Genomic DNA, 23,383 nt, shown 5'->3' with positions numbered 1-23,383 from the left:
CTTGACTGAAACAATTAAATGTATTGGTTGCGGTGTAGAAATTCAAACAGAAAATAAAAACGAAGTGGGGTATGCTCCTGCCTCATCTTTAGAGAAAGAACAAGTTATTTGTCAACGTTGTTTTCGCTTGAAGCATTACAATGAAATTCAAGATGTATCGTTAACAGATGATGACTTCCTACGCATTTTAAATGGAATTGGAAAATCAGATGCATTAGTAGTCAAAATTGTAGATATTTTTGATTTTAATGGTAGCTGGTTACCTGGCTTACATCGTTTCGTAGGGAATAATAAAGTATTACTTGTTGGAAATAAAGCTGATTTAATTCCAAAGTCAGTAAAACATGATAAAGTAAAACATTGGATGCGCTATAGTGCAAAGCAGCTAGGATTAAAACCAGAAGATGTCTTTTTAATTAGTGCAGCGAAGGGACAAGGAATCGCTGAATTAGCAGATGCTATTGAGTATTATCGCGGCGGCAAAGATGTTTATGTTGTTGGATGTACGAATGTAGGGAAATCGACATTTATTAATCGTATGATTAAAGAATTTAGTGATGAGACTGAAAATGTAATTACAACATCTCATTTCCCAGGAACAACACTTGATTTAATTGATATTCCATTGGACGAAGAGTCTTCTTTATATGATACGCCAGGTATTATTAACCACCACCAAATGGCTCATTATGTTGGAAAGCAAAGCTTAAAGCTTATTACACCAACAAAAGAAATTAAGCCGATGGTATTCCAATTAAATGAAGAACAAACGTTATTCTTTAGTGGATTGGCACGTTTTGATTATGTAAGTGGTGGTCGTCGTGCATTTACTTGTCACTTCTCGAATCGCTTAACAATCCATCGTACAAAGCTTGAGAAAGCAGATGAATTATATAAAAATCATGCCGGGGATTTACTAAGCCCACCAACGCCAGAAGAATTAGCAAATATGCCTGAGCTAGTGAAATACGAATTTAATATTCGTGAACCTAAAACGGATGTTGTATTCTCTGGATTAGGATGGGTTACTGTGAACGAACCAGGAGCAAAAATTGTTGCACACGTACCAAAAGGAGTAAGTGTTTCACTACGTAAATCTTTAATTTAATATGGAGAGGGATTTATGAAACAATTATATGGTGTAATCGGAAATCCAATTGGACATTCATTATCACCCGTTATGCATAACGATGCATTTGAACACTTGAATATGGATGCCCATTATCATGCGTTCCTTGTTGAAGAGGAATTGCTAGGGGAAGCAGTAAGAGGTTTAAAAGCATTAGGTATTTCAGGATTTAATGTAACAACTCCGCACAAGGTTGCTATTATGGAGTATTTGGATGAGATTGACCCATTGGCAAGGAAAATCGGTGCAGTAAATACAGTGGTTCATAAGGATGGAAGATTAATTGGCTATAATACAGACGGGATTGGTTTTGTTCGAGCGTTGCAGTCAATTAGTAATGAACCACTTCAAGGGAAACGTATTTTGTTACTTGGTTCAGGTGGTGCTAGCCGAGCTATTTATTTTTCTCTTGCTGATGTAGGTGTAAAAGAGATTGATGTAGCCAATCGTACAGTAGATAAGGCAAAGGAACTTATTGCTGCACGTACGGCCGATGTTAATTCTGTTGCTTTGTCGTTAGAAAAAGCGACAGAAGAACAAGGAAATTATGATATTATCATTCAGACGACAACGATAGGTATGCATCCACACGTAGAACATACGCCATTACAAATTTGTTCGTTAAAAAAAGGAACGATTGTATCAGATATAATTTATAATCCATTTGAAACGAAAATTTTATGTGAGGCAAAAGAGCAAGGTGCAATCATTCAAAATGGTATTGATATGTTTGTTTATCAAGGAGCACTTGCATTTGAAATGTGGACAGGACGCACGCCAAATATCGAGAGAATGAAACAATTAGTTATAGAAAAGCTTGGAGGCTAACATATATGTTAACAGGAAAACAAAAAAGATTTTTACGTGCACAAGCACATCATTTAACACCAATTTTTCAAGTAGGAAAAGGCGGAGTAAATGAAAATATGATTAAACAAATCGCAGATACTTTAGAAGCTCGTGAGTTATTTAAAGTAAGTGTATTACAAAACTGTGAATTTGATCGCCGTGAGGTTGCGGAAGAACTTGCAAAAGGTGCACGTGCTGAAATCGTTCAAGTAATTGGAAGCACAATCGTTTTATACAAAGAATCAAGAGAAAATAAACAAATTAAGCTTCCTCGATAAAAAGACTAGCATGCGCTATTTTTATCGTTTATGCGTAATGATGTAGAGAGCGAAACCAATTGAACTTTTATTAATAGCAACTCTCTTCATTCCTAACCGAGGAGAGTTGCTGTATGTAAAAGGAAGGGGCGTTTCTTTTGAGAAAAATTGGCATCATTGGCGGTACATTTGATCCGCCTCACTATGGACATTTGCTAATTGCAAATGAAGTATATCACGCTTTGAACTTGGAAGAAGTATGGTTCTTGCCAAACCAGATTCCGCCACATAAACAAGGGCGGAATATTACAAGTGTAGAAAGTCGTTTACATATGTTAGAGCTCGCGACTGAGGCAGAAGAGCACTTTTCTATTTGTTTAGAAGAGCTAAGTAGGAAGGGCCCATCTTATACGTATGACACTATGTTACAATTGACGAAGAAGTATCCGGATGTGCAGTTTCACTTTATTATTGGTGGGGATATGGTTGAGTATTTACCGAAGTGGTATAACATTGAAGCTTTACTTAATCTTGTAACGTTTGTTGGAGTTGCAAGACCTGGGTATACATTGCATACACCATATAAGATTACTACAGTGGAAATTCCGGAATTTGCAGTTTCTTCATCCTTATTACGTGAGAGATATAAGGAGAAGAAAACGTGTAAATATTTACTTCCCGAAAAAGTACAGGTATATATCGAGAGGAATGGGTTGTATGAATCGTGAGAATGCACTGCATATTGTCAAACAACAAATGCATGAAAAACGTTATATACACACAATTGGTGTAATGGAGACAGCGATTGAGCTTGCTAAGTTATACGGTGTGGACGAAAAAAAAGCAGAGATGGCAGCTATATTCCATGATTATGCGAAATGTAGAGCGATTTCAGAGATGGAAGAGATTATTAAACGTGAAGATTTGCCGAAAGATTTACTTTGCTATAACAAAGAGTTATGGCATGCACCTGTTGGGGCATACTTAGTAGAAAAAGAAGTAGGCATTACGGATTCTGAAATTTTGCAAGCTATTACATATCATACAAGTGGTCATGAGAATATGACGATGTTAGATAAAGTGATTTATGTAGCTGATTACATTGAACCTGGGCGAAAGTTTCCAGGAGTGGAAGAGGCTCGTAAACTCGCATATACGGATATAAATCAAGCTTTATTATTTGCGTTAAAGAGAACAATTCAATTTTTAATGGAAAAAGATCAGACGATTTATCCATTAACATTCCAAACATACAATGCAGTTATCAAGGAGGAAATGAGTAAATGAACGATAAAGATTTATTAGTATTAGCGGCAAAAGCAGCTGATGATAAGAGAGCAGAAGATATGGTTGTCCTAAATATGCAAGGTATTTCACCAATTGCAGATTATTTCATTATTTGTCACGGGAATTCAGACAAACAAGTGCAAGCAATTGCACGTGAAATTAAATCAAAAGCACATGAGTTCCAAATCGACGTACAACGTATGGAAGGGTTTGACGAAGCACGTTGGGTATTAGTTGATCTTGGAGATGTAGTTGCTCATGTATTCCATAAAGATGAGCGTAATCACTATAATTTAGAGCGTCTATGGGGCGATGTGCCACGTGAAGATATTACAGAAGAGTTAGGCCAATGAAATACGAACAATTTGCATTGTTGTACGACGAACTAATGAATGATGTCCCTTATGATAAATGGGTGGAATTTACAGAGGAAAGTTTACAGCAGGCAGATATGAAAGAGGCAAAAATTCTTGATGTAGCATGCGGTACGGGTAATGTAACCCTGCCGCTTGTGCAAAAGGGTTACGATTTAATAGGTGTCGATCTTTCAGAAGAAATGTTAACAGTCGCTCAGCAAAAACTAGGAGGAGAGGGATACTTTATTCCTTTTTATCAACAAGACATGCGAGAGCTTGATGTTCCAGGTGAGTTTGATTGTGTAACCATCTTTTGTGATTCATTAAATTATGTATTGCAAGAAGATGGAGTACAAGAAACATTTAGAAGAGTATTTCACCATTTACGTCAAGATGGTTTGTTTTTATTTGATGTACATTCTTTATATAAAATACATCATGTATTTCAAAATGAAACGTATACAGTGAATGGAGAAGAAATATCTCTTATTTGGAATTGCTTCCCTGGTGAAGAATCAAATAGTGTAGAGCATGATTTAACATTCTTTGTTCAAGATCCGGAAGAAGATGTGTACCATCGGTTTGACGAATGTCACGTGCAACGTGCATATCAAGTGGAAGAGTTAACGAAATGGCTTGAAGAAGCAGGTTTTACAGTGCTTCGTGTAACAGGTGATTTTGAGCGACTTGAAGTTACAGAACAAACAGAGCGTATTTTCTTCATGGCGAAGAAAAACGGATAAAACAAAAGCAACCGAGAAGGTTGCTTTTGTTTTATAAAGAAGATGTATTTTTAGTTCTAGCATAATCTGAAGATCGTATGAGTAAAGTGCGGGAATAGTAGTTGAAGTGAAAATGTATTGTAAAAAAGTAAGTATTTATAAAAAGGATTTGGAATGAAAATGACGTATTTATTATGTGTGTTTATTGAATTGCTGATCAACGCATTCTAAATCTTCATCAAATTTTTCATGTGTTCGCTCGATTAACTTATGGAACATATCTCCAACGTGCTCTTCTAAAACCCGAATGCCTTCCCCAGTAACGCCGCCTTTTACGCAAACCTTTTCTTGTAAGGTAGGTAATGTGAAGATTTCTTTTTCAAGTAATTTCCCCATCCCCACGACCATTTCACTTACTAAAGTAGTAGCCTCTTCGTGTGTAATATTTGTTTTATCTACAGCAGCGTTAATGAAGCATTGTAGTAAATAACTAAAGAAAGCAGGACCGCAACTTGCTATATCAGATGAAACGCGCGTTATATCTTCTTCTATTACAAGAGGTGTAGAAATGTTTTTGAATAGACGAAGTAGTTTTTGTTGCCATTCTTCAGAGCAATTATCTCCAAATGTAAATAGTGAGGCGCCAGAGAGCGCGCGATTTGTGATACTTGGAATGATACGCGCGACGTGGCAAGGTACGAGAGTCTCTAATTGTGATGGAGATATTGGACTTGTAATAGAAACTAAGCACGTTTCATCAGAAAAATGTTCAGCGTATTTTTTTAGGATAGGGTATATATCTATCGGCTTGACACAAATAAAAATAAGTTGTGATTGTTCGATTACTTCCGGGATTGTTTTTGCTATATGAACAGAAGGGTATTTTTCTTTTATATGATATGCTTTTGCAGGCGTCCGATTAATGATTGTAAGGCACGAAGGTTTGGCAGCACGGGTTTCTAAAAATGCATCGATTAGTATATTCCCCATGTTTCCTGTCCCTATAATTCCTATGTTCAAAGTTTCATCCCTCCTTCGTAACAGCTTTCTCCTAAACAATATGAATGATGTTATAAATTTATGATTAGAGGTGTAAAATGATGTGGGATTTTCCGAAAAAGTGGTTAGGTTTAGTAGCTATTATTGGAACTTTACTTTTTCTTGTTTTTTGGAAAACGAATCAGAGTGTAGAACGAACGCCTATTACAATGAATGTACAAGAGAAGGAAATCGAAAAAAAGGGTAAACCAAAAATATCGGATACAAAGGAACAGAAAAGAACAATTATAATTGATGTGAAAGGAGCGGTTAGTAAAGAAGGGGTATATGAAATGAAGGAAGGAGATCGCGTAAAGGATGCGGTTCAAAAGGCTGGTGGTTTTTTATCAGAAGTAGATATGAAAAAAGTGAATTTAGCACAAATTGTACAAGATCAAATGCTCCTTTATATACCGAGTAAAAATGAATCAGAACAAGGGGTGCTTACTTCTTCTAAGGAAGATGGCAAGATTCGAATAAATACAGCGGCGAAAGAACAACTAGAAAAAATTACAGGGATTGGCTCTCGAAAGGCAGAAAGTATTTTGAAATATCGAGAAGAACATGGTCCGTTTCAGAAAATAGAAGATTTATTAGAGATTGATGGGATTGGTGCGAAGTCTCTTGAAAAGATAAAAGATCAAATTATTATTCCGTAAAAGATTGACGAAGTTTTTCTTCTTTCGCTACACTACAAGTAGACAAAAAAGTAGGTGAAAAATATGGAACGAATTTCATGGGATCAATATTTTATGACGCAAAGCCATCTACTATCTTTGCGTAGTACATGTACAAGGCTTGCGGTAGGAGCGACAATCGTTCGCGATAAACGAATTATTGCTGGTGGATATAATGGTTCAATTAAAGGTGGCGTACATTGTATAGATGATGGTTGTTACGTAATCGATAATCATTGTGTTCGGACAATTCATGCTGAAATGAATGCTTTATTACAATGTGCCAAGTTTGGTGCGAAAACAGAGGAGGCAGAAATTTACGTTACGCATTTCCCTTGTTTACAATGTTGTAAGGCAATTATTCAAAGTGGTATTACAGCGGTTTATTATGCGCAGGATTATAAAAATCATCCATACGCCATAGAGTTATTTGAACAAGCGAATGTAACAGTGAAACACGTTCCGCTAGAATATGATATTGCTGCATTAGAGGATCAAAAACGTTATACAGAGTTGAAAGAATTATTTGCGTCTTTAGAAAAAGATAATTTATCAATGGAAGAATTACAGCATGTATTCACGAAAGCAAAAATGATGCTATAAGGAGTGAGTATAAGTTGCAAGAACAATGGGGGTATGTTGCAATCTCGTTTATAATAGGGATTGCAATTGCCTTTTCCTCGTCACTTTTATTGATAGTTTTTTGCCTCTTTTTAAATGTTTTCTTCTGTTTATATCGCACTTCGCGTAAAACCTTCATTTTTTGTATTGTAGCGTGCTTTAGTAGCGTTATAGACACTTCCTATGTTCAAACGTGGAATAAGCCTCTAGGGGAGTCCTATGGAGTTACAAGAGGGGTTATACAAAACACACCACTTGTTAATGGGGATCGCCTATCTTTTCAATTTGAAGATCAGAATAAAAATATAGTGCAGTTAAGTTATAGAATAAAATCAGCTTTGGAAAAGAAAAAAATGCAACAATTATACGCAGGGATATCATGTGTATTCGAGGGTGAGAGGAAAGAACCGGAAACAGCTCGGAATTTTCATGGTTTTAATTACCGTGATTATTTATACAAACAACATATTCATTTCACATTTGAGGCTACATATATTTCTGAATGCTATAAAACATCACTGTCGCTTACGCAATGGATTCTTCTTTTGAGGCAACAAGCAATCTCGAAAGTTACAGAAATGTTTCCAGAGCAATCAGGTGCTTTTATGAATGCATTACTATTTGGTGATAGACAACAAATGACGTTTGAAGTGGAAGAGCAATATCAACAATTTGGTCTTGTACATTTGTTAGCAATTTCAGGTTCGCACATTGTATTGTTAATGGTAATAGTATATTTTATTTTGCTAAGAAGCGGTGTGACAAGGGAGGTAGCAACAATTTGCCTTATCGTTTGTATTCCTTTGTATATGGTTTTAGCAGGGGCGTCACCCTCTGTTATAAGAGCTTCTATAACAGGAGTTTTGATGTTGATTGCTTTTATGTGCTCGATTCGTTTGTCTAGTTTAGATGCTTTAAGTGTAACAGCTATATGCATGCTTATATATGACCCTTATCTTGTTTTTAATATTGGATTTCAGTTTTCTTTTGTAGGTAGCTTCGCTTTACTTTTGTCTGCTCCGTTATTGTTAGGGAGTAGCAACGGAGTAATCCGGAATTCTATTTATATTTCTATCATTTCACAGCTCGTTAGTACTCCGATTTTGTTATATCACTTTGGTTATTTTTCTCCATATAGCATTCTCCTCAATCTCTTATACGTTCCGTTTTTATCTATCATTGTATTACCATGTAGCATTATTATTTTACTGTGTATGCCAATTGTCCCGTTTCTCGCAAAAGGATTTGCTGATGTATTATCAATAGGCTTGAGTATGTCTAATGATTTTCTAAGTTATTGTGAAAGTTTACCATTTACCCAGCTTATCTTCGGGGAAACGCCCCTCAATCTTGTAGCTGTATATTGCGCGAGTATTGTCAGCATATTGATGGTTTGGGAAAGAAGAGCGCCGAAAAAAATAGTTTGTATAGTTGCAAGTGTATTTCTTTTTATTAGCACATGTCATTATATATATCCATATTTTAGAGGAAGCGGAAGTGTAACATTTATTGATGTTGGACAAGGTGATGCAATATTAATTCGCCTTCCGTATGATAAAGGGATTTATCTTATTGATACAGGTGGAACGCTTCGTGTGAATAAGGAAGAATGGCAACAAAAAAAGCATGAATTTTCTGTTGGGAATGATGTTTTAATACCCTTTTTACAAAAAGAAGGTATTAAAACAATTGATAAATTAATCGTAACGCATGGAGATGCAGATCATATAGGTGCTGCACAAGAATTATTATCATATATACCTGTAAAAGAAGTGGTATTTGGCCGAAAGGGAAAAGATGCAGTATTAGAAAAAGTAGTCAAGAAACAGGCATTAGAAAAGGAAATGAAAATAACTGAAGTGGGGGAAGGGGCGAGGTGGAGTGTAAATGAAGCGGAATTTTTCGTTTTAGCTCCAAAAGGAAAAGAAAAAAGCGAAAATAACGCTTCAATTGTAATATGGGCAAAATTTGGAGGGTTGAAGTGGCTATTTACAGGCGATTTGGAAGAAGAAGGGGAAAAGATTTTAGTAGAGGCATATCCAGATTTACAAGTGGATGTTTTAAAAGTTGCTCATCATGGGAGTAATACGTCATCTATAGAGCCTTTTTTGAACGTCATGCAGCCTCGTGTAGCGATTATATCTGTTGGTAAGCAGAATAGGTATGGACACCCACATAAAGAAGTGATAGAGCGTTTTGAGAAGATGGGGAGTGCGATATGGCGCACGGACAAGCAAGGTGCTATTTCCTATGTTTTTAAAGGGGAAAATGGAACCTTTAAAAGTAAAATCACATATGATAAAACACATAATAGATGAAAAAGAGAAGACTGCCATGAAGTGGCAGTCTTTAAGAACCGATAAATTTAATAACAGTTGCAATGATGAAAAGTGTTGCGAAAAAACCAAATGAGACGATAAATCCTACCCCTGAATCAATAGCGTCATTGCGTTTACTTTGAACGTTTTGTTCAAAATCATTCATTTAGAATCCCTCCCCAACATTCCACTTTAGTATAAAATATTGTCAGAAAAAAATCTACAATTTCCATATGAAGAGAAAACGAGCTTTTTTGCTACTTTTAAATCATGAAGTAATGTGAGTTTTTCGTTTCCAAGCATGTTAACAGTTGGCACTTATACTCAAATTTTTATTGCGAATAATAAAGGGAAGGTGATTACCGCACACCAATAAGAAACCCGGGGCTTATTGCGTGGCGTTTAATATAAATAAAGGGACGGGTTATAAAGCCTGTTCCTTTGTACTTGTAAAACAAAAGCTAGGGCATTAGTATAAATATATATTGCCAAGTTAGGGAGTAGGAAAAAGTATGAGTGATATACATAAAAAAATTAAAAAGAAACAGTTTGCTCCGTTATATTTACTATATGGAACGGAAGCTTTTTTTATAAATGAAACGATAAAGCTTATTACGACAGAAGCACTTGAAGAAGAAGATCGAGAGTTTAATGTTGTGACATACGATTTAGAAGAAGCGTATTTAGAAGATGTGGTTGAGGATGCGCGTACGCTTCCTTTCTTCGGAGAACGGAAAGTACTGTTAATAAAATCACCGTTATTTTTGACTTCGCAAAAAGAAAAGTTAGAGCAAAATATAAAAATTTTAGAAGAATACATTGGTGAACCTTCTCCATTTTCTATTCTTGTTTTTGTTGCGCCTTACGAAAAACTTGATGAGCGAAAAAAAATTACAAAACTATTAAAGAAAACAGCAGATGTAGTAGAAGCAAATGCGATGCAAATACAGGATGTTCAGAAATGGATTGTTGCTCGTGCAGATGAAGTGCATGTGCATATTGATAACGCGGCTGTTAGTTTGTTGCTAGAGCTTGTGGGAAGTAATGTAACAATGTTGGCGAAGGAAATGGACAAGTTAACGTTATACGTTGGTATGGGTGGAGAGATTACGACGAAACTTGTTGCAGAGCTTGTGCCAAAATCCGTTGAGCAAAATGTATTCGCTTTGACAGAAAAAGTGGTGAAAAAAGATATTGCAGGTGCAATGCAAATTTTGGATGGATTATTTACGCAGCAGGAAGAGCCGATTAAATTGCTTGCGTTATTAGTGAGTCAATTCCGCTTGTTGTATCAAGTGAAAGAGCTACAGCAACGTGGTTATGGACAAAATCAAATTGCGTCTCATATTGGTGTACATCCGTATCGCGTGAAGTTGGCAATGAATCAAACGAAGTTTTTCTCTTTTGAAGAATTAAAAAAAGTGATTATAGAATTAGCGGAAGCTGATTATAGTATGAAGACGGGAAAGATGGATAAGAAACTTGTGCTCGAGTTTTTCTTAATGCGATTAAATCATATGTGATGACACAAAAAAGTTCATGTACTAAGTACATGAACTTTTTTGTATATAAAAAAACGATCCAAATGGATCGTTTTTTAAACGCCTTACGCGTTTACTTGTTTCGCTAAGCGAGATTTTTGACGAGCTGCAGCGTTTTGGTGGATAAGACCTTTACGAGCTGCTTTGTCAAGTTTTTTAGAAGCAGTTTTGAAAGCTTCTTTAGCATTTTCAAGATCGTTATTAGTAACTAAAGCTTCTACAGTTTTAACAGCAGAACGCATGTCAGACTTGATAGAAGCGTTATGTGCACGACGCTCTTCGCTAAGTTTAGCGCGTTTGATAGCAGATTTGATGTTTGCCATACTTTTCACCTCCCTGGTGCAATCGAATGACTCGATTCTTACATAGAACAAGTGATATTCTATCAAACGGTGAAGAGAATTGCAATAGTATATCCATGAAATTTCACGTAAAGGAAAGAATGACCTTATATAACTTTGGGAAATCTAACGATATTTACTATGAATTACGGAGGAGATACGATGAAAGAACCATTAGATTTAAGTAAATATAGCATTAGAACTGACCTTGCTGTAGAAGTTTATCAAATGTTGCAAGAAAGCCAAGAAGAACAAAAAGGGATACAGGGAGTTATTGTAAAAGAGAGAGAAGAAGAGGGGACTATAATTACAAAAGTAACAATTGATGAAGCTGCCTCTGAAGCGATGGGTAAAAAGCCTGGAAATTATTTAACGCTTGAAGTACAAGGGATACGTCAGCAAGATACAGAACTTCAACAAAAAGTGGAGCGTATTTTTGCAAAAGAATTTTCTTGTTTCTTAGAAGAGGTTGGAGTTACAAAAGAAGCAAGCTGTTTAATTGTAGGTCTTGGGAATTGGAATGTAACACCAGATGCTCTTGGACCGATAGTTGTAGAAAATGTATTAGTAACGAGACATTTGTTTCAATTACAGCCTGAAAGTGTAGAAGAAGGGTTTAGGCCTGTTAGTGCAATTCGGCCGGGGGTAATGGGAATTACAGGGATCGAAACGAGCGATGTTATTTATGGGATTATTGAGAAGACGAACCCGGACTTTGTAATTGCAATTGATGCATTAGCTGCCCGTTCTATTGAACGAGTAAATAGCACGATACAAATTTCTGATACTGGAATCCATCCTGGATCGGGGGTTGGGAATAAACGTAAAGAACTAAGTAAAGACACATTGGGTATCCCTGTTATCGCAATTGGTGTTCCGACTGTGGTCGATGCTGTTTCGATTACAAGTGATACGATTGATTTTATTTTGAAACATTTCGGCCGAGAGATGAAAGAAGGAAATAAACCTTCACGATCTTTGTTACCAGCGGGATTTTCATTTGGAGAAAAGAAAAAATTAACAGAAGAAGATATGCCGGATGAAAAGAGCAGAAATATGTTTTTAGGTGCTGTTGGTACGTTGGAAGAAGAAGAAAAAAGAAGGCTGATTTATGAAGTGCTATCTCCTCTTGGTCATAATTTAATGGTAACCCCAAAAGAAGTAGATACTTTTATTGAGGATATGGCGAATGTAATAGCGAGTGGTTTAAATGCGGCGCTGCATCATCAAATTGATCAAGATAATACGGGAGCATATACACATTGAGGAGAACAGATGATTATCGTTTGAGTCGCTTTACGCTTTTGTGTATATGTAGTGTGGCTTTATGTTTACTTATGATGATAGCAGGAGTGGCACTTGCTAATCATGGTTTGAAAAGTATGAAAGGTTATCAGCAATTGTCATATGAACAAATAGCTCATATGACAGGGACAGAAAGTACAGGTGCTGAATCAGAAATTTTGGGTAGCTCGTTTTCGGCCTCAGAAAAACAACAACAGTTAGAACGTTTAAGAAGTTTTAATGTTGTAGAAGGAATTGGGATGGCAGTAGCAAGTGTAGCTTATGAAATGACGAAGTTCGGAACGGATATCGTTGTTGGGAAAATAAAAGGAATTTTTAGCTAAGAGTAACATGGGAGGCGGTTGTTTTACTGGTTTGTAAGACAGCCGTTTTAAAATTTGAAAAGGGTTTGTCTCTTATGGTTTATTCGCATAAGATATAGATAGAATGATTTGTATCGTAAGCAGCACGAGTTTTCATTGAATCTTTGTTGCTCTATTGATATAATCAGTGCTAGTGTATATTGGCGAGACTATTAGGAGTTGAGAACATAGATGAATAAAGAAGAAAGAGCAAAAAGACAGTCCAAAATCCGTAATTTCTCTATTATTGCTCATATTGACCACGGAAAATCAACGTTAGCAGACCGTATTTTAGAGAAAACAAACGCGTTAACACAACGTGAAATGAAAGCTCAGTTGCTTGACTCTATGGATTTAGAGCGTGAGCGTGGTATTACAATCAAATTAAACGCAGTACAATTAAACTATAAAGCAAAAGATGGTGAAGAGTATATTCTTCATTTAATTGATACACCAGGACACGTCGACTTTACGTACGAAGTATCTCGTAGTTTAGCGGCTTGTGAAGGCGCGATTCTTGTAGTAGATGCAGCGCAAGGTATTGAAGCGCAAACGTTAGCAAACGTATACTTAGCGCTTGATAATAATTTAGAAATTTTACCAGTTATTAATAAAATCGACTTACCGAGTGCGGATCCAGAACGTGTACGTCAAGAGGTAGAAGATGTAATTGGTTTAGATGCATCAGAAGCGGTACTTGCTTCTGCGAAAGCTGGAATTGGTATTGAAGAAATTTTAGAACAAATTGTTGAAAAAGTACCAGCTCCGGCGGGTGATTCAGAAGAGCCGTTACAATGTATGATTTTCGACTCTTTATATGATCCATACCGCGGTGTAATTGCTTATATCCGTGTTGTAAATGGAACAGTAAAAGTTGGCGATAAAGTACGTATGATGGCAACGGGTAAAGAATTTGAAGTAACAGAAGTAGGTGTATTTACACCGAAAACTACGCAACGTGACGAGTTAACGGTAGGTGATGTAGGTTTCTTAGCAGCATCGATTAAAAATGTTGGTGACACACGCGTTGGTGATACGATTACACATGCGAAACGTCCAGCTGCAGAGCCGTTAGCAGGTTACCGTAAGTTAAACCCGATGGTATTCTGTGGTCTGTATCCAATTGACTCTGCTCGTTATAACGATTTACGTGATGCATTAGAAAAATTAGAGTTAAACGATTCTGCCCTTGAGTTTGAACCAGAAACATCTCAAGCGCTAGGATTTGGTTTCCGTTGTGGTTTCTTAGGACTTCTTCACATGGAAATCATTCAAGAACGTATTGAACGTGAATTTAAGATTGACTTAATTACAACAGCGCCAAGCGTTATTTATAAAGTTTATTTAACTAACGGTGAAGATGTTATTGTTGATAACCCATCTAATATGCCAGATCCACAGTCTATCGATCGTGTAGAAGAGCCGTTTGTGAAGGCTTCAATTATGGTTCCGAATGACTATGTTGGAGCTGTAATGGAGATTTGCCAAGGTAAACGTGGAACGTTTATTGATATGCAATATTTAGATGAAACGCGTGTTACATTAACATATGAAATCCCGTTATCAGAAATCGTATATGACTTCTTTGATCAATTGAAATCAAATACGAAAGGGTATGCATCATTTGACTACGAGTTAATTGGCTATAAACCATCTAAACTTGTGAAAATGGATATTCTTTTAAATAATGAACAAGTGGATGCTTTATCATTTATCGTACACCGTGATTCAGCGTATGACCGTGGTAAAGTAATCGTAGAGAAATTAAAAGAATTAATTCCGAGACAACAGTTCGAAGTGCCAATTCAGGCGACTATCGGAAATAAAGTTGTAGCACGTTCTACAATTAAAGCGATGCGTAAAAACGTACTTGCAAAATGTTACGGCGGTGACATTTCTCGTAAGCGTAAACTTCTTGATAAGCAAAAAGAAGGTAAAAAACGTATGAAGTCTGTTGGCTCTGTAGAAGTACCGCAAGAGGCATTCATGGCTGTACTGAAAATGGATGACAACTAATATTTGAAATAAAAAAGAAGTCGTTTGTGCGGCTTCTTTTTTCTGTATAATTACTTTTTAGACATCTGAGCAGCTCTCATTTACAATAATGAGAGAGCTTTTTAGTTCATATAGAGTTAGGAGATTGTTAATGTCCGAAAATATTCGAAAAGATATTCAAGATAAAATACAAAATGGTAATTTTAATTGTGAAAAGGAATTGACGCTTTCTATTATTAGTGGAAAGTGGAAAGTTGTGATACTGTGGCATCTTGGTGTGGAAGGGCCGCATCGTTTCAGTGAATTACAACGGTTATTCCCAAGCATTTCTCATAAAGTTTTGTCGAACCAATTAAAAGAGTTAATGGAAGATGGGATTGTTGATCGGACAGTATATCCCGAAATTCCTCCTCGCGTTGAGTATTATATGACGGAACTAGGCATGTCACTTTTACCGATCGTTGAAATGATGTATGATTGGGGAAAAATGCGAATGGAACAAATTCGTAATACGTTAGAGAAGTAGAGAACCCTCCGGAGTGCGGAGGTTTTCTTTTTAGAAAGGTAGGAGTTATATTTGGTACAAGCTGCATACATTCATATTCCGTTTTGTCAGCACATTTGTCACTATTGTGATTTTAATAAAGTGTTTATTGAACGCCAACCGGTTGATCAATATTTAGATTATTTAGAGAAGGAAATAATAAATACGGTTCAAAAAGTTCCATTTGATAGTATGAAAACGATTTTTGTGGGTGGGGGAACTCCGACAGCGTTAAATATGGAACAGACAAAAAAATTACTCGAGATTATTAATCGTCATTTGCGTCCGTTCGCCCCGAATTGTGAATTAACATTTGAAGCGAATCCAGGAGATCTACCGAAAGAGAAGCTAAATGTACTGCTAGAAGGTGGAGTAAATCGAATTAGTTTTGGTGTGCAAACGTTCCGTGATGAACTTCTTGAGAAGATCGGGCGCAAGCATACGAGGGAAGATGCATTCCTCGCGATTCGAGAGGCACAGGAAGTAGGCTTTAAAAATATTAATGTAGATATTATTTATGCTTTGCCAGGACAGACGATAGAAGATGTAAAAGAAACATTAGATATTGCTTTTACGCTTGGTGTACAACATTTCTCGGCATATTCATTAATTGTGGAGCCAAAAACAGTGTTTTATAACTTAATGAACAAAGGGAAATTACGTCTTCCGGGTGAAGACCATGAAGCGAAAATGTATGAAATAGTAATGGATGAAATGGAGAAACACGGTTATAACCAGTATGAAATTAGTAATTTCTCAAAAGGTGACAATAAAAGTAGACATAATCTCACATACTGGAATAATGAAGAGTATTATGGATTTGGAGCTGGAGCTCATAGTTATGTGAACGGAGAACGTATTCAAAATGTTGGTCCCCTGAAGCAATATTTTAATAAAATTGATGAAACAGGATTTCCGTATTTAGATGTTCACAAAGTGACGGAGAAAGAAAGAATGGAAGAAGAGCTGTTCTTAGGGCTTCGAAAAACAAAAGGTGTTTCTAAAACGGCGTTCCGCAATAAATTTAATGTAGAGATGGATCAAGTTTTCGCGAAGCAGTTACAAAGCAACCAAGAGCAGGGATTGCTTGAAGAGGAAGATGGACATGTGCGTTTAACGCGAAAAGGAAAATTATTAGGGAATGAAGTATTCCAATCATTTTTGATTGACTAATTAAATGTTCTATAGGCGTGAAAAAGTTTCATTATTTCGTGACGTTTCCGTTGACAATTGAATGTCAATTTTGGTAAGTTATTAATAGATTTAGCACTCAAAGACAAAGAGTGCTAACAGAGGTGATGATGAGATGCTTACGGAACGTCAGCTCTTAATTTTACAAACAATTATTGATGACTTTATTGGATCAGCGCAGCCCGTTGGGTCTAGAACGTTGGCTAAAAAAGATGAAATCACATTTAGTTCAGCTACTATTCGAAATGAAATGGCGGACTTAGAAGAATTAGGCTTTATTGAAAAAACGCACAGTTCTTCTGGACGTGTTCCTTCTGAGAAAGGCTACCGATTTTATGTAGACCATCTTTTAGCGCCGCAAAACTTACCGAACGCTGAAATTGTACAAATTAAAGATTTATTTGCTGAAAGAATTTTTGAAGCGGAAAAAATTGCACAGCAATCTGCTCAAATTTTATCAGAACTTACGAATTATACGGCAATTGTTCTTGGACCGAAGTTAAGTACAAATAAACTTAAAAATGTACAAATTGTGCCGCTTGATCGTCAAACTGCAGTCGCTATTATTGTAACCGATACAGGGCATGTACAAAGTAAAACGATTACCGTTCCGGAATCTGTTGATTTATCAGATTTAGAAAAAATGGTTAATATTTTAAATGAAAAGCTATCTGGCGTACCGATGGAAGAACTTCATAATAAAATCTTTAAGGAAATTGTTACAGTTTTACGTGGGTATGTTCATAATTACGATAGTGCAATAAAAATGTTGGATGGTACATTTCAAGTTCCGTTATCGGAAAAGATATACTTTGGAGGAAAAGCAAATATGCTTTCGCAGCCAGAGTTCCATGACATTCAAAAGGTTAGATCTTTACTTACCATGATTGATAATGAAGCCGAATTTTATGACATTTTGCGTCATAAACAAGTCGGGATTCAAGTGAAAATTGGTAGGGAAAACTCTTCGACGGCTATGGAGGATTGTAGTTTAATTTCTGCAACATATTCGATCGGCGAAGAGCAACTTGGAACAATTGCTATTTTAGGTCCTACGAGAATGCAATACTCTCGTGTAATTAGTTTGTTACAGTTATTTACGAGACAATTTACTGATGGGCTTAAAAAGTAAATGAGAGTAATACATTCGCTCAAGTGATGAAATTTTCATTGCTGTGTGTAATATATAATGCTTAGGTAATCATGCTATGCATGATACCTAATACCTTTTAAGGAGGTGAATATTGTGGAAGAGCGTAACGAACAAGTGGTAGAAGAAGTAAAAGAAGCGCAAGTTGAAGAAGCTGTCACGCCAGAAAACAGTGAAGAAACTGTAGAAGAAAAAAGTGAGGCTGCTCTTTTACAAGAAAAAGTAGATGAGTTACAAGCGAAACTAACGGAAACGGAAGGTCGCACATTACGTCTACAAGCTGATTTTGAAAATTATAAGCGCCGTGTCCAAATGGATAAACAGGCTGCTGAAAAATATAGAGCACAAAGTCTAGTTTCAGACATCTTGCCAGCTCTTGATAATTTTGAAAGAGCAATGCAAGTGGAAGCGACTGATGAGCAAACGAAATCCTTGTTACAAGGTATGGAAATGGTGCATCGTCAATTGTTAGAAGCGCTGACTAAAGAAGGTGTGGAAGTGATTGAAGCTGTTGGTAAACAGTTTGATCCTAATGAACACCAAGCTATTATGCAAGTGGAAGATAGTGAATTTGAATCAAACGCGGTTGTGGAAGAATTCCAAAAAGGTTATAAATTAAAAGACCGTGTGATTCGCCCATCAATGGTAAAAGTAAATCAATAATTTACATAAAACTAGGAGGATTCGCCATGAGTAAAATTATCGGTATTGACTTAGGTACAACAAACTCTTGTGTAGCTGTTATGGAAGGTGGAGAACCAAAGGTTATCCCAAATCCAGAAGGGAACCGTACAACACCTTCTGTTGTAGCTTTCAAAAATGAAGAACGTCAAGTTGGGGAAGTTGCAAAGCGCCAAGCAATTACAAACCCAAATACAATCATGTCTGTTAAACGTCATATGGGTACAGACTACAAAGTAGAAGTTGAAGGTAAAGATTATACACCTCAAGAAATTTCTGCCATCATTTTACAAAACTTAAAAGCTTCTGCTGAAGCATACTTAGGTGAAACAGTAACGAAAGCTGTTATTACAGTACCTGCATACTTCAACGATGCAGAGCGTCAAGCAACGAAAGATGCTGGTCGTATCGCTGGTTTAGAAGTTGAGCGTATCATTAACGAGCCAACAGCAGCAGCACTTGCTTACGGTTTAGAAAAACAAGACGAAGAACAAAAAATCTTAGTATATGACTTAGGTGGCGGTACATTTGACGTATCTATCCTTGAGTTAGCAGACGGCACATTCGAAGTTATTTCAACTGCTGGTGACAACCGTCTTGGTGGCGATGACTTTGACCAAGTTATCATCGATCACTTAGTAGCTGAGTTCAAAAAAGAAAATAACATTGATTTAAGCCAAGATAAAATGGCGCTTCAACGCTTGAAAGATGCAGCTGAAAAAGCGAAAAAAGATCTTTCTGGTGTAACACAAACTCAAATTTCATTACCATTCATTAGTGCTGGAGCTGCTGGTCCATTACACTTAGAATTAACGTTAACAAGAGCGAAATTCGAAGAGCTTTCAGCAGGTCTTGTTGAAAGAACATTAGAGCCAACTCGTCGTGCATTAAAAGACGCTGGTTTTGCTCCAAGCGAATTAGATAAAGTTATTCTTGTTGGTGGATCTACTCGTATCCCAGCTGTACAAGAAGCTATTAAACGTGAAACTGGTAAAGAGCCATATAAAGGTGTAAACCCTGATGAAGTTGTAGCATTAGGTGCTGCAGTTCAAGGTGGCGTACTTACTGGAGATGTAGAAGGCGTTCTATTATTAGACGTAACTCCACTTTCTTTAGGTATTGAAACTATGGGTGGCGTGTTCACGAAATTAATTGAGCGTAACACTACAATTCCAACAAGTAAGTCACAAGTATTCTCGACAGCTGCTGATAATCAACCAGCAGTAGACATTCACGTATTACAAGGTGAGCGTCCAATGTCAGCTGACAACAAAACGTTAGGTCGTTTCCAATTAACTGACCTTCCACCAGCACCACGTGGTATTCCACAAATCGAAGTAACATTCGATATTGATGCGAACGGTATCGTTAACGTACGTGCGAAAGACTTAGGAACAAGCAAAGAGCAAGCTATTACAATCCAATCTTCTTCAGGTCTTTCTGATGAAGAAGTAGAACGTATGGTACAAGAAGCGGAAGCAAATGCTGACGCTGACCAAAAACGTAAGGAAGAAGTTGAACTTCGTAACGAAGCTGACCAACTTGTATTCCAAACAGACAAAGTTGTAAAAGATTTAGAAGGTAAAGTAGATGCAGCTGAAGTTGCAAAAGCAACAGAAGCGAAAGAAGCATTACAAGCTGCAATTGAGAAAAACGAGCTTGAAGAAATTCGTGCGAAAAAAGATGCTTTACAAGAAATCGTACAACAATTAACTGTTAAATTATACGAGCAAGCTCAAGCAGCTGCTGGTCAAGCAGAAGGTGCGCAAGGTGCACAAGGTGCACAAGACGCTGGCGCGAAGAAAGACAATGTAGTTGACGCTGAGTTTGAAGAAGTAAAAGAAGACAAGTAATTCAACTGTAAACATAATAAGTAAGATGACAAAAAGTCAAAGTCAAGCGTGCCTTGACTTTGGCTTTTTTCACGAATGAGAAGCGATGTGTGAGGATCTTAAGTTTTTCGCTTTGCATACTGTAAGTGAGGAAACTTTGTTGCAAAGCACTTTCTTTCGGTGTTAAAATTACGTTTATGTGAAAGATTCGGGGGTTGTAAATTTATGAGTAAACGAGACTATTATGAGGTCCTTGGACTTAGCAAGGGCGCTTCAACAGATGAAATAAAAAAAGCGTATCGTCGTTTGGCTAAAAAATACCATCCAGACGTAAGCAAAGAAGAAAATGCAATTGAAAAGTTTAAAGAAGTACAAGAAGCATACGAAGTGTTAAGTGATGATCAAAAGCGTGCGCAGTACGATCAATTTGGTCATGCTGGTGCAAATCAAGGATTCGGTGGATTTGGCGGCGGAGGAGACTTCGGCGGTGGCTTCGGTTTTGAAGATATATTTAGTTCTTTCTTTGGCGGTGGTGGCGGCAGACGTCGTGATCCAAATGCTCCGCGCCAAGGTGCTGACTTACAATATCAAGTCACTTTAGATTTTGAAGAAGCTATTTTTGGTAAGGAATTAAATGTGGAAATTCCAGTAGAAGATCCATGTGATACTTGTAAAGGTAGTGGAGCAAAACCAGGAACTTCAAAAGAAACATGTAAACATTGTTCAGGTTCTGGTCAAGTGAGTGTTGAACAAAACACACCGTTTGGTCGTATCGTAAACCGTCAAGCTTGTGGTCATTGTTCAGGAACTGGACAAATTATTAAAGAAAAATGTACGACATGTCACGGTTCAGGTAAAGTTCGTAAACGTAAAAAAATCAATGTTAAAATTCCAGCGGGTATCGATAATGGTCAACAAATTCGAGTGTCTGGAAAAGGTGAAGCCGGCGTAAATGGCGGACCAGCAGGAGACTTATATGTTGTCGTTCATGTAAGAAATCATGAATTCTTCGAGCGTGAAGGAGATCACATTATTTGCGAAATGCCATTAACATTTGCGCAAATGGCGCTTGGTGATGAAGTGGAAGTTCCTACTGTTCATGGTAAAGTGAAGCTGAAAATTCCAGCAGGAACACAAACTGGAACAGAATTCCGCTTAAAAGGAAAAGGTGCTCCGAATGTACGTGGATACGGCCAAGGAGATCAATATGTAGTCGTTCGTGTTGTTGTACCGACGAAATTGACTTCACAGCAAAAAGATTTATTACGTGAATTTGCAGGACAAGAAGAGCAGGATGATAGTTTATTCGGAAAGCTTAAACGTGCTTTCAAAGGGGAATAATGGAAATAAAAAATGGAGTTGGTAAATTGTGAAATGGTCAGAAATTAGTATTCATACAACAGAAGAAGCAGTAGAAGCTGTCTCTCATATTTTACATGAAGCTGGTGCTAGTGGAGTTGCGATTGAGGATCCAGCGGAGTTAACGAAAGAGCGCGAGCAACAATATGGTGAAATTTATGCATTGAACCCAGATGAATATCCGGCGGAAGGTGTATTAATAAAAGCGTATTTCCCGCAAACGGATTCTTTACATGAAACGATTGCAGGTGTAAAATCATCTATTGATGTGCTTCCATCTTACGACATCGAAATTGGTACTGGAAATATTACCGTTAACGAAGTCAATGAAGAAGATTGGGCTACTGCTTGGAAAAAATATTACCATCCAGTACAAATTTCTGATACATTCACAATCGTACCGACTTGGGAAGAATATACACCATCTTCTCCTGATGAAAAAATCATTGAATTAGACCCGGGTATGGCGTTTGGTACAGGAACTCATCCAACAACAACGATGTGTATCCGTGCTTTAGAAAAAACAGTACAGCCAGGTGACAATATTATTGATGTAGGAACAGGTTCTGGTGTACTTAGTATTGCAGCAGCAAAATTAGGTGCGTCTTCTGTTCAAGCGTATGATTTAGATCCGGTTGCGGTTGAAAGTGCAGAAATGAATGTACGTTTAAATAAAACAGATGATATCGTGTCTGTTGGACAAAATAGTCTTTTAGAAGGTATTGAAGGTCCAGTTGATTTAATCGTAGCTAACTTATTAGCAGAAATTATTCTATTATTCCCTGAAGATGCAGCAAGAGTTGTGAAGTCAGGTGGATTATTTATTACATCGGGCATTATTGCTGCGAAGGAAAAAGTAATTTCTGAGGCGCTAGAAAAAGCTGGATTTACAATTGAAGAAGTGTTACGAATGGAAGATTGGGTAGCAATTATTGCACGAAATGCGTAATATAGATTTTAGTCTATAATGAAAAGGGGAGTCTCTCACTATAAGGTGAGGGACTTGCCGTTTGTTATATGAAAAATGATAACGTTTCGTTCTTTTCGTAAGTGTTGACTTACGAAAGGAACGAAACTCTACTAAGGTGATTATATGCAACGTTATTTTGTAGAAGAGAAATATGTAAATGAGACAAGTATTCGCATTGTAGGTGATGACGTACATCATATCGCAAGAGTGATGCGTATGTCAGCTGGTGATCATATTTATTGCTGTGTAAATGGAAAAACAGCAGTATGTTCAATTGATGAAATTACCAGTGAATTTATTAATACGGCTATTGTAGAATGGGTAGAGGCGTCAAGTGAACTTCCTGTTTTCGTGACGATTGCAAGTGGACTGCCAAAAGGAGACAAGCTAGAGTTAATTTTTCAAAAAGGAACTGAGCTTGGGGCAGCTGCATTCTTACCATTTCAAGCATCTCGCTCTATCGTAAAATGGGATGCGAAAAAAGCTGATAAAAAAGTTGAGCGTTTAAGAAAAATTGTGAAAGAAGCTGCGGAACAATCACATAGAAGTGAAATTCCAGAAGTACATGCTCCGGCATCATTTAAGCAATTGCTTTCAATGAGTGGTGAGTATGATACTTGTCTTGTTGCTTACGAAGAGGAAGCAAAACAAGGCGAGAAATCTAATTTTGCGAAAGCTTTAACGACAATGAAACCAGGTCAAAAGCTATTGATTGTATTTGGCCCAGAAGGCGGTTTAGCTGAGGAAGAGATTACAGCGCTTCGTGAACATAAATTTGTACCATGTAGTTTAGGACCAAGAATTTTAAGAACAGAAACGGCGCCGTTATACGCGTTAAGTGCTGCTTCGTATCATTTTGAATTGATGGGGTGATGATCA

At 37.0% G+C, this 23,383-nt stretch carries 25 protein-coding genes; 22 read left to right on the top strand and 3 right to left on the bottom strand.

All coding sequences use genetic code 11. The features are described from left to right. Position 1 precedes the first annotated feature (1 nt). The 7 genes from yqeH to NST90_RS20470 all read left to right on the top strand — a co-directional run bounded on the left by yqeH (position 2) and on the right by NST90_RS20470 (position 4,621). Positions 2–1,108 carry a ribosome biogenesis GTPase YqeH gene (gene yqeH, locus NST90_RS20500; RefSeq protein ID WP_000140799.1) on the top strand — a complete coding sequence of 369 codons (1,107 nt, stop codon included), beginning with the start codon at positions 2–4 and terminating at the stop codon, positions 1,106–1,108. 15 nt (positions 1,109–1,123) lie between these two features. After that, positions 1,124–1,957: a shikimate dehydrogenase gene (gene aroE, locus NST90_RS20495; RefSeq protein WP_000812076.1), complete on the top strand. Its 834-nt coding sequence runs from the start codon at positions 1,124–1,126 to the stop codon at positions 1,955–1,957. A 5-nt stretch (positions 1,958–1,962) separates the two neighbouring features. Further along, positions 1,963–2,256: a ribosome assembly RNA-binding protein YhbY gene (gene yhbY, locus NST90_RS20490; RefSeq protein WP_000955224.1), complete on the top strand. Its 294-nt coding sequence runs from the start codon at positions 1,963–1,965 to the stop codon at positions 2,254–2,256. A 137-nt stretch (positions 2,257–2,393) separates the two neighbouring features. Further along, on the top strand, positions 2,394–2,963 hold the full coding sequence (gene nadD, locus NST90_RS20485; protein WP_001226048.1) for a nicotinate-nucleotide adenylyltransferase: 570 nt from the start codon (positions 2,394–2,396) through the stop codon (positions 2,961–2,963). Beyond that, positions 2,953–3,522: a bis(5'-nucleosyl)-tetraphosphatase (symmetrical) YqeK gene (gene yqeK, locus NST90_RS20480; protein WP_001078477.1), complete on the top strand. Its 570-nt coding sequence runs from the start codon at positions 2,953–2,955 to the stop codon at positions 3,520–3,522. Before nadD ends, yqeK begins: the two co-directional genes overlap by 11 nt. Further along, a complete protein-coding gene (rsfS, locus tag NST90_RS20475; protein ID WP_000998173.1) occupies positions 3,519–3,875 on the top strand; it encodes a ribosome silencing factor in 357 nt (118 codons plus the stop codon). The genes yqeK and rsfS overlap by 4 nt, the downstream gene beginning before the upstream one ends. Then, positions 3,872–4,621 carry a class I SAM-dependent methyltransferase gene (locus NST90_RS20470; protein ID WP_000873069.1) on the top strand — a complete coding sequence of 250 codons (750 nt, stop codon included), beginning with the start codon at positions 3,872–3,874 and terminating at the stop codon, positions 4,619–4,621. Before rsfS ends, NST90_RS20470 begins: the two co-directional genes overlap by 4 nt. Positions 4,622–4,792: 171 nt before the next feature. Here NST90_RS20470 and comER read toward each other — a convergent pair whose 3' ends face one another. Continuing rightward, complete coding sequence (gene comER, locus NST90_RS20465) at positions 4,793–5,620, bottom strand: late competence protein ComER (protein WP_074618778.1); 828 nt, start codon at positions 5,618–5,620, stop codon at positions 4,793–4,795. Between the two features lie 77 nt (positions 5,621–5,697). On the opposite strand from comER, the gene NST90_RS20460 reads away from it, so the two are divergent. The 3 genes from NST90_RS20460 (at position 5,698) to NST90_RS20450 (ending at position 9,254) form a co-directional block, all read left to right on the top strand. Continuing rightward, on the top strand, positions 5,698–6,297 hold the full coding sequence (locus NST90_RS20460; RefSeq protein ID WP_000989937.1) for a helix-hairpin-helix domain-containing protein: 600 nt from the start codon (positions 5,698–5,700) through the stop codon (positions 6,295–6,297). 63 nt (positions 6,298–6,360) lie between these two features. Then, complete coding sequence (locus NST90_RS20455; RefSeq protein ID WP_000439769.1) at positions 6,361–6,918, top strand: ComE operon protein 2; 558 nt, start codon at positions 6,361–6,363, stop codon at positions 6,916–6,918. Between the two features lie 14 nt (positions 6,919–6,932). Further along, on the top strand, positions 6,933–9,254 hold the full coding sequence (locus tag NST90_RS20450; RefSeq protein WP_074618777.1) for a DNA internalization-related competence protein ComEC/Rec2: 2,322 nt from the start codon (positions 6,933–6,935) through the stop codon (positions 9,252–9,254). Positions 9,255–9,285: 31 nt separating this feature from the next. Here the strand turns inward: NST90_RS20450 and NST90_RS20445 are convergent, their stop codons facing one another. Beyond that, positions 9,286–9,420, bottom strand: coding sequence for a YqzM family protein (locus NST90_RS20445; protein ID WP_000997609.1), 135 nt, complete (start codon positions 9,418–9,420; stop codon positions 9,286–9,288). 346 nt (positions 9,421–9,766) lie between these two features. Here NST90_RS20445 and holA point away from each other — a divergent pair, with 346 nt between their 5' ends. Continuing rightward, a complete protein-coding gene (gene holA / locus NST90_RS20440; RefSeq protein ID WP_001279916.1) occupies positions 9,767–10,777 on the top strand; it encodes a DNA polymerase III subunit delta in 1,011 nt (336 codons plus the stop codon). A gap of 83 nt (positions 10,778–10,860) precedes the next feature. On the opposite strand, the gene rpsT is transcribed toward holA, so the two are convergent. Beyond that, positions 10,861–11,118 carry a 30S ribosomal protein S20 gene (gene rpsT, locus NST90_RS20435; RefSeq protein ID WP_001274011.1) on the bottom strand — a complete coding sequence of 86 codons (258 nt, stop codon included), beginning with the start codon at positions 11,116–11,118 and terminating at the stop codon, positions 10,861–10,863. Positions 11,119–11,298: 180 nt separating this feature from the next. Between rpsT and gpr the strand changes: the two genes are divergently transcribed. From gpr to NST90_RS20380, 11 genes are all read left to right on the top strand, one after another. Beyond that, complete coding sequence (gpr, locus tag NST90_RS20430; protein ID WP_074618776.1) at positions 11,299–12,402, top strand: GPR endopeptidase; 1,104 nt, start codon at positions 11,299–11,301, stop codon at positions 12,400–12,402. Then, positions 12,399–12,764 (top strand): YqxA family protein, encoded by a 366-nt coding sequence (locus NST90_RS20425; protein ID WP_074618775.1) that lies wholly within the window; start codon positions 12,399–12,401, stop codon positions 12,762–12,764. The genes gpr and NST90_RS20425 overlap by 4 nt, the downstream gene beginning before the upstream one ends. A gap of 210 nt (positions 12,765–12,974) precedes the next feature. Beyond that, positions 12,975–14,798 carry an elongation factor 4 gene (gene lepA, locus NST90_RS20420; protein ID WP_001030949.1) on the top strand — a complete coding sequence of 608 codons (1,824 nt, stop codon included), beginning with the start codon at positions 12,975–12,977 and terminating at the stop codon, positions 14,796–14,798. A gap of 130 nt (positions 14,799–14,928) precedes the next feature. After that, positions 14,929–15,303, top strand: coding sequence for a helix-turn-helix domain-containing protein (locus tag NST90_RS20415; RefSeq protein WP_001293539.1), 375 nt, complete (start codon positions 14,929–14,931; stop codon positions 15,301–15,303). A gap of 51 nt (positions 15,304–15,354) precedes the next feature. Beyond that, on the top strand, positions 15,355–16,494 hold the full coding sequence (gene hemW, locus NST90_RS20410) for a radical SAM family heme chaperone HemW (RefSeq protein WP_000249433.1): 1,140 nt from the start codon (positions 15,355–15,357) through the stop codon (positions 16,492–16,494). A gap of 133 nt (positions 16,495–16,627) precedes the next feature. Next, the gene (hrcA, locus tag NST90_RS20405) at positions 16,628–17,644 is read left to right on the top strand and encodes a heat-inducible transcriptional repressor HrcA (RefSeq protein ID WP_000954941.1); all 1,017 of its coding nucleotides are present in this window, start codon (positions 16,628–16,630) and stop codon (positions 17,642–17,644) included. 114 nt (positions 17,645–17,758) lie between these two features. Further along, the gene (grpE, locus tag NST90_RS20400; RefSeq protein WP_000392711.1) at positions 17,759–18,325 is read left to right on the top strand and encodes a nucleotide exchange factor GrpE; all 567 of its coding nucleotides are present in this window, start codon (positions 17,759–17,761) and stop codon (positions 18,323–18,325) included. A 26-nt stretch (positions 18,326–18,351) separates the two neighbouring features. Next, positions 18,352–20,196 (top strand): chaperone protein DnaK, encoded by a 1,845-nt coding sequence (gene dnaK / locus NST90_RS20395; RefSeq protein WP_048536269.1) that lies wholly within the window; start codon positions 18,352–18,354, stop codon positions 20,194–20,196. 204 nt (positions 20,197–20,400) lie between these two features. Next, positions 20,401–21,516, top strand: a complete 1,116-nt coding sequence (gene dnaJ / locus NST90_RS20390; protein ID WP_000043947.1) for a chaperone protein DnaJ — start codon at positions 20,401–20,403, stop codon at positions 21,514–21,516. Between the two features lie 28 nt (positions 21,517–21,544). Continuing rightward, positions 21,545–22,483, top strand: coding sequence for a 50S ribosomal protein L11 methyltransferase (prmA, locus tag NST90_RS20385; RefSeq protein ID WP_000872101.1), 939 nt, complete (start codon positions 21,545–21,547; stop codon positions 22,481–22,483). A 144-nt stretch (positions 22,484–22,627) separates the two neighbouring features. Then, positions 22,628–23,377 (top strand): 16S rRNA (uracil(1498)-N(3))-methyltransferase, encoded by a 750-nt coding sequence (locus tag NST90_RS20380; protein WP_001190156.1) that lies wholly within the window; start codon positions 22,628–22,630, stop codon positions 23,375–23,377. The last annotated feature ends 6 nt before the right edge of the window (positions 23,378–23,383 follow it).

The sequence above is a fragment of the Bacillus sp. FSL E2-8900 genome (genome assembly GCF_037966225.1).
In the GTDB taxonomy this organism is placed as follows: domain Bacteria; phylum Bacillota; class Bacilli; order Bacillales; family Bacillaceae_G; genus Bacillus_A; species Bacillus_A cereus.
Note: the sequence above shows the minus strand (reverse complement) of the source record. Positions and strands in the feature narration are given on the sequence as shown.

Coding starts and splice junctions, on each gene's coding strand:
- aroE (WP_000812076.1), top strand. CDS start 1,124: ATGAAACAATTATATGGTGTAATCGGAAATCCAATTGGACATTCATTA.
- yhbY (WP_000955224.1), top strand. CDS start 1,963: ATGTTAACAGGAAAACAAAAAAGATTTTTACGTGCACAAGCACATCAT.
- yqeK (WP_001078477.1), top strand. CDS start 2,953: ATGAATCGTGAGAATGCACTGCATATTGTCAAACAACAAATGCATGAA.
- rsfS (WP_000998173.1), top strand. CDS start 3,519: ATGAACGATAAAGATTTATTAGTATTAGCGGCAAAAGCAGCTGATGAT.
- NST90_RS20470 (WP_000873069.1), top strand. CDS start 3,872: ATGAAATACGAACAATTTGCATTGTTGTACGACGAACTAATGAATGAT.
- NST90_RS20460 (WP_000989937.1), top strand. CDS start 5,698: ATGATGTGGGATTTTCCGAAAAAGTGGTTAGGTTTAGTAGCTATTATT.
- NST90_RS20455 (WP_000439769.1), top strand. CDS start 6,361: ATGGAACGAATTTCATGGGATCAATATTTTATGACGCAAAGCCATCTA.
- NST90_RS20445 (WP_000997609.1), bottom strand. CDS start 9,420: ATGAATGATTTTGAACAAAACGTTCAAAGTAAACGCAATGACGCTATT.
- holA (WP_001279916.1), top strand. CDS start 9,767: ATGAGTGATATACATAAAAAAATTAAAAAGAAACAGTTTGCTCCGTTA.
- rpsT (WP_001274011.1), bottom strand. CDS start 11,118: ATGGCAAACATCAAATCTGCTATCAAACGCGCTAAACTTAGCGAAGAG.
- gpr (WP_074618776.1), top strand. CDS start 11,299: ATGAAAGAACCATTAGATTTAAGTAAATATAGCATTAGAACTGACCTT.
- lepA (WP_001030949.1), top strand. CDS start 12,975: ATGAATAAAGAAGAAAGAGCAAAAAGACAGTCCAAAATCCGTAATTTC.
- NST90_RS20415 (WP_001293539.1), top strand. CDS start 14,929: ATGTCCGAAAATATTCGAAAAGATATTCAAGATAAAATACAAAATGGT.
- hrcA (WP_000954941.1), top strand. CDS start 16,628: ATGCTTACGGAACGTCAGCTCTTAATTTTACAAACAATTATTGATGAC.
- dnaK (WP_048536269.1), top strand. CDS start 18,352: ATGAGTAAAATTATCGGTATTGACTTAGGTACAACAAACTCTTGTGTA.
- dnaJ (WP_000043947.1), top strand. CDS start 20,401: ATGAGTAAACGAGACTATTATGAGGTCCTTGGACTTAGCAAGGGCGCT.
- NST90_RS20380 (WP_001190156.1), top strand. CDS start 22,628: ATGCAACGTTATTTTGTAGAAGAGAAATATGTAAATGAGACAAGTATT.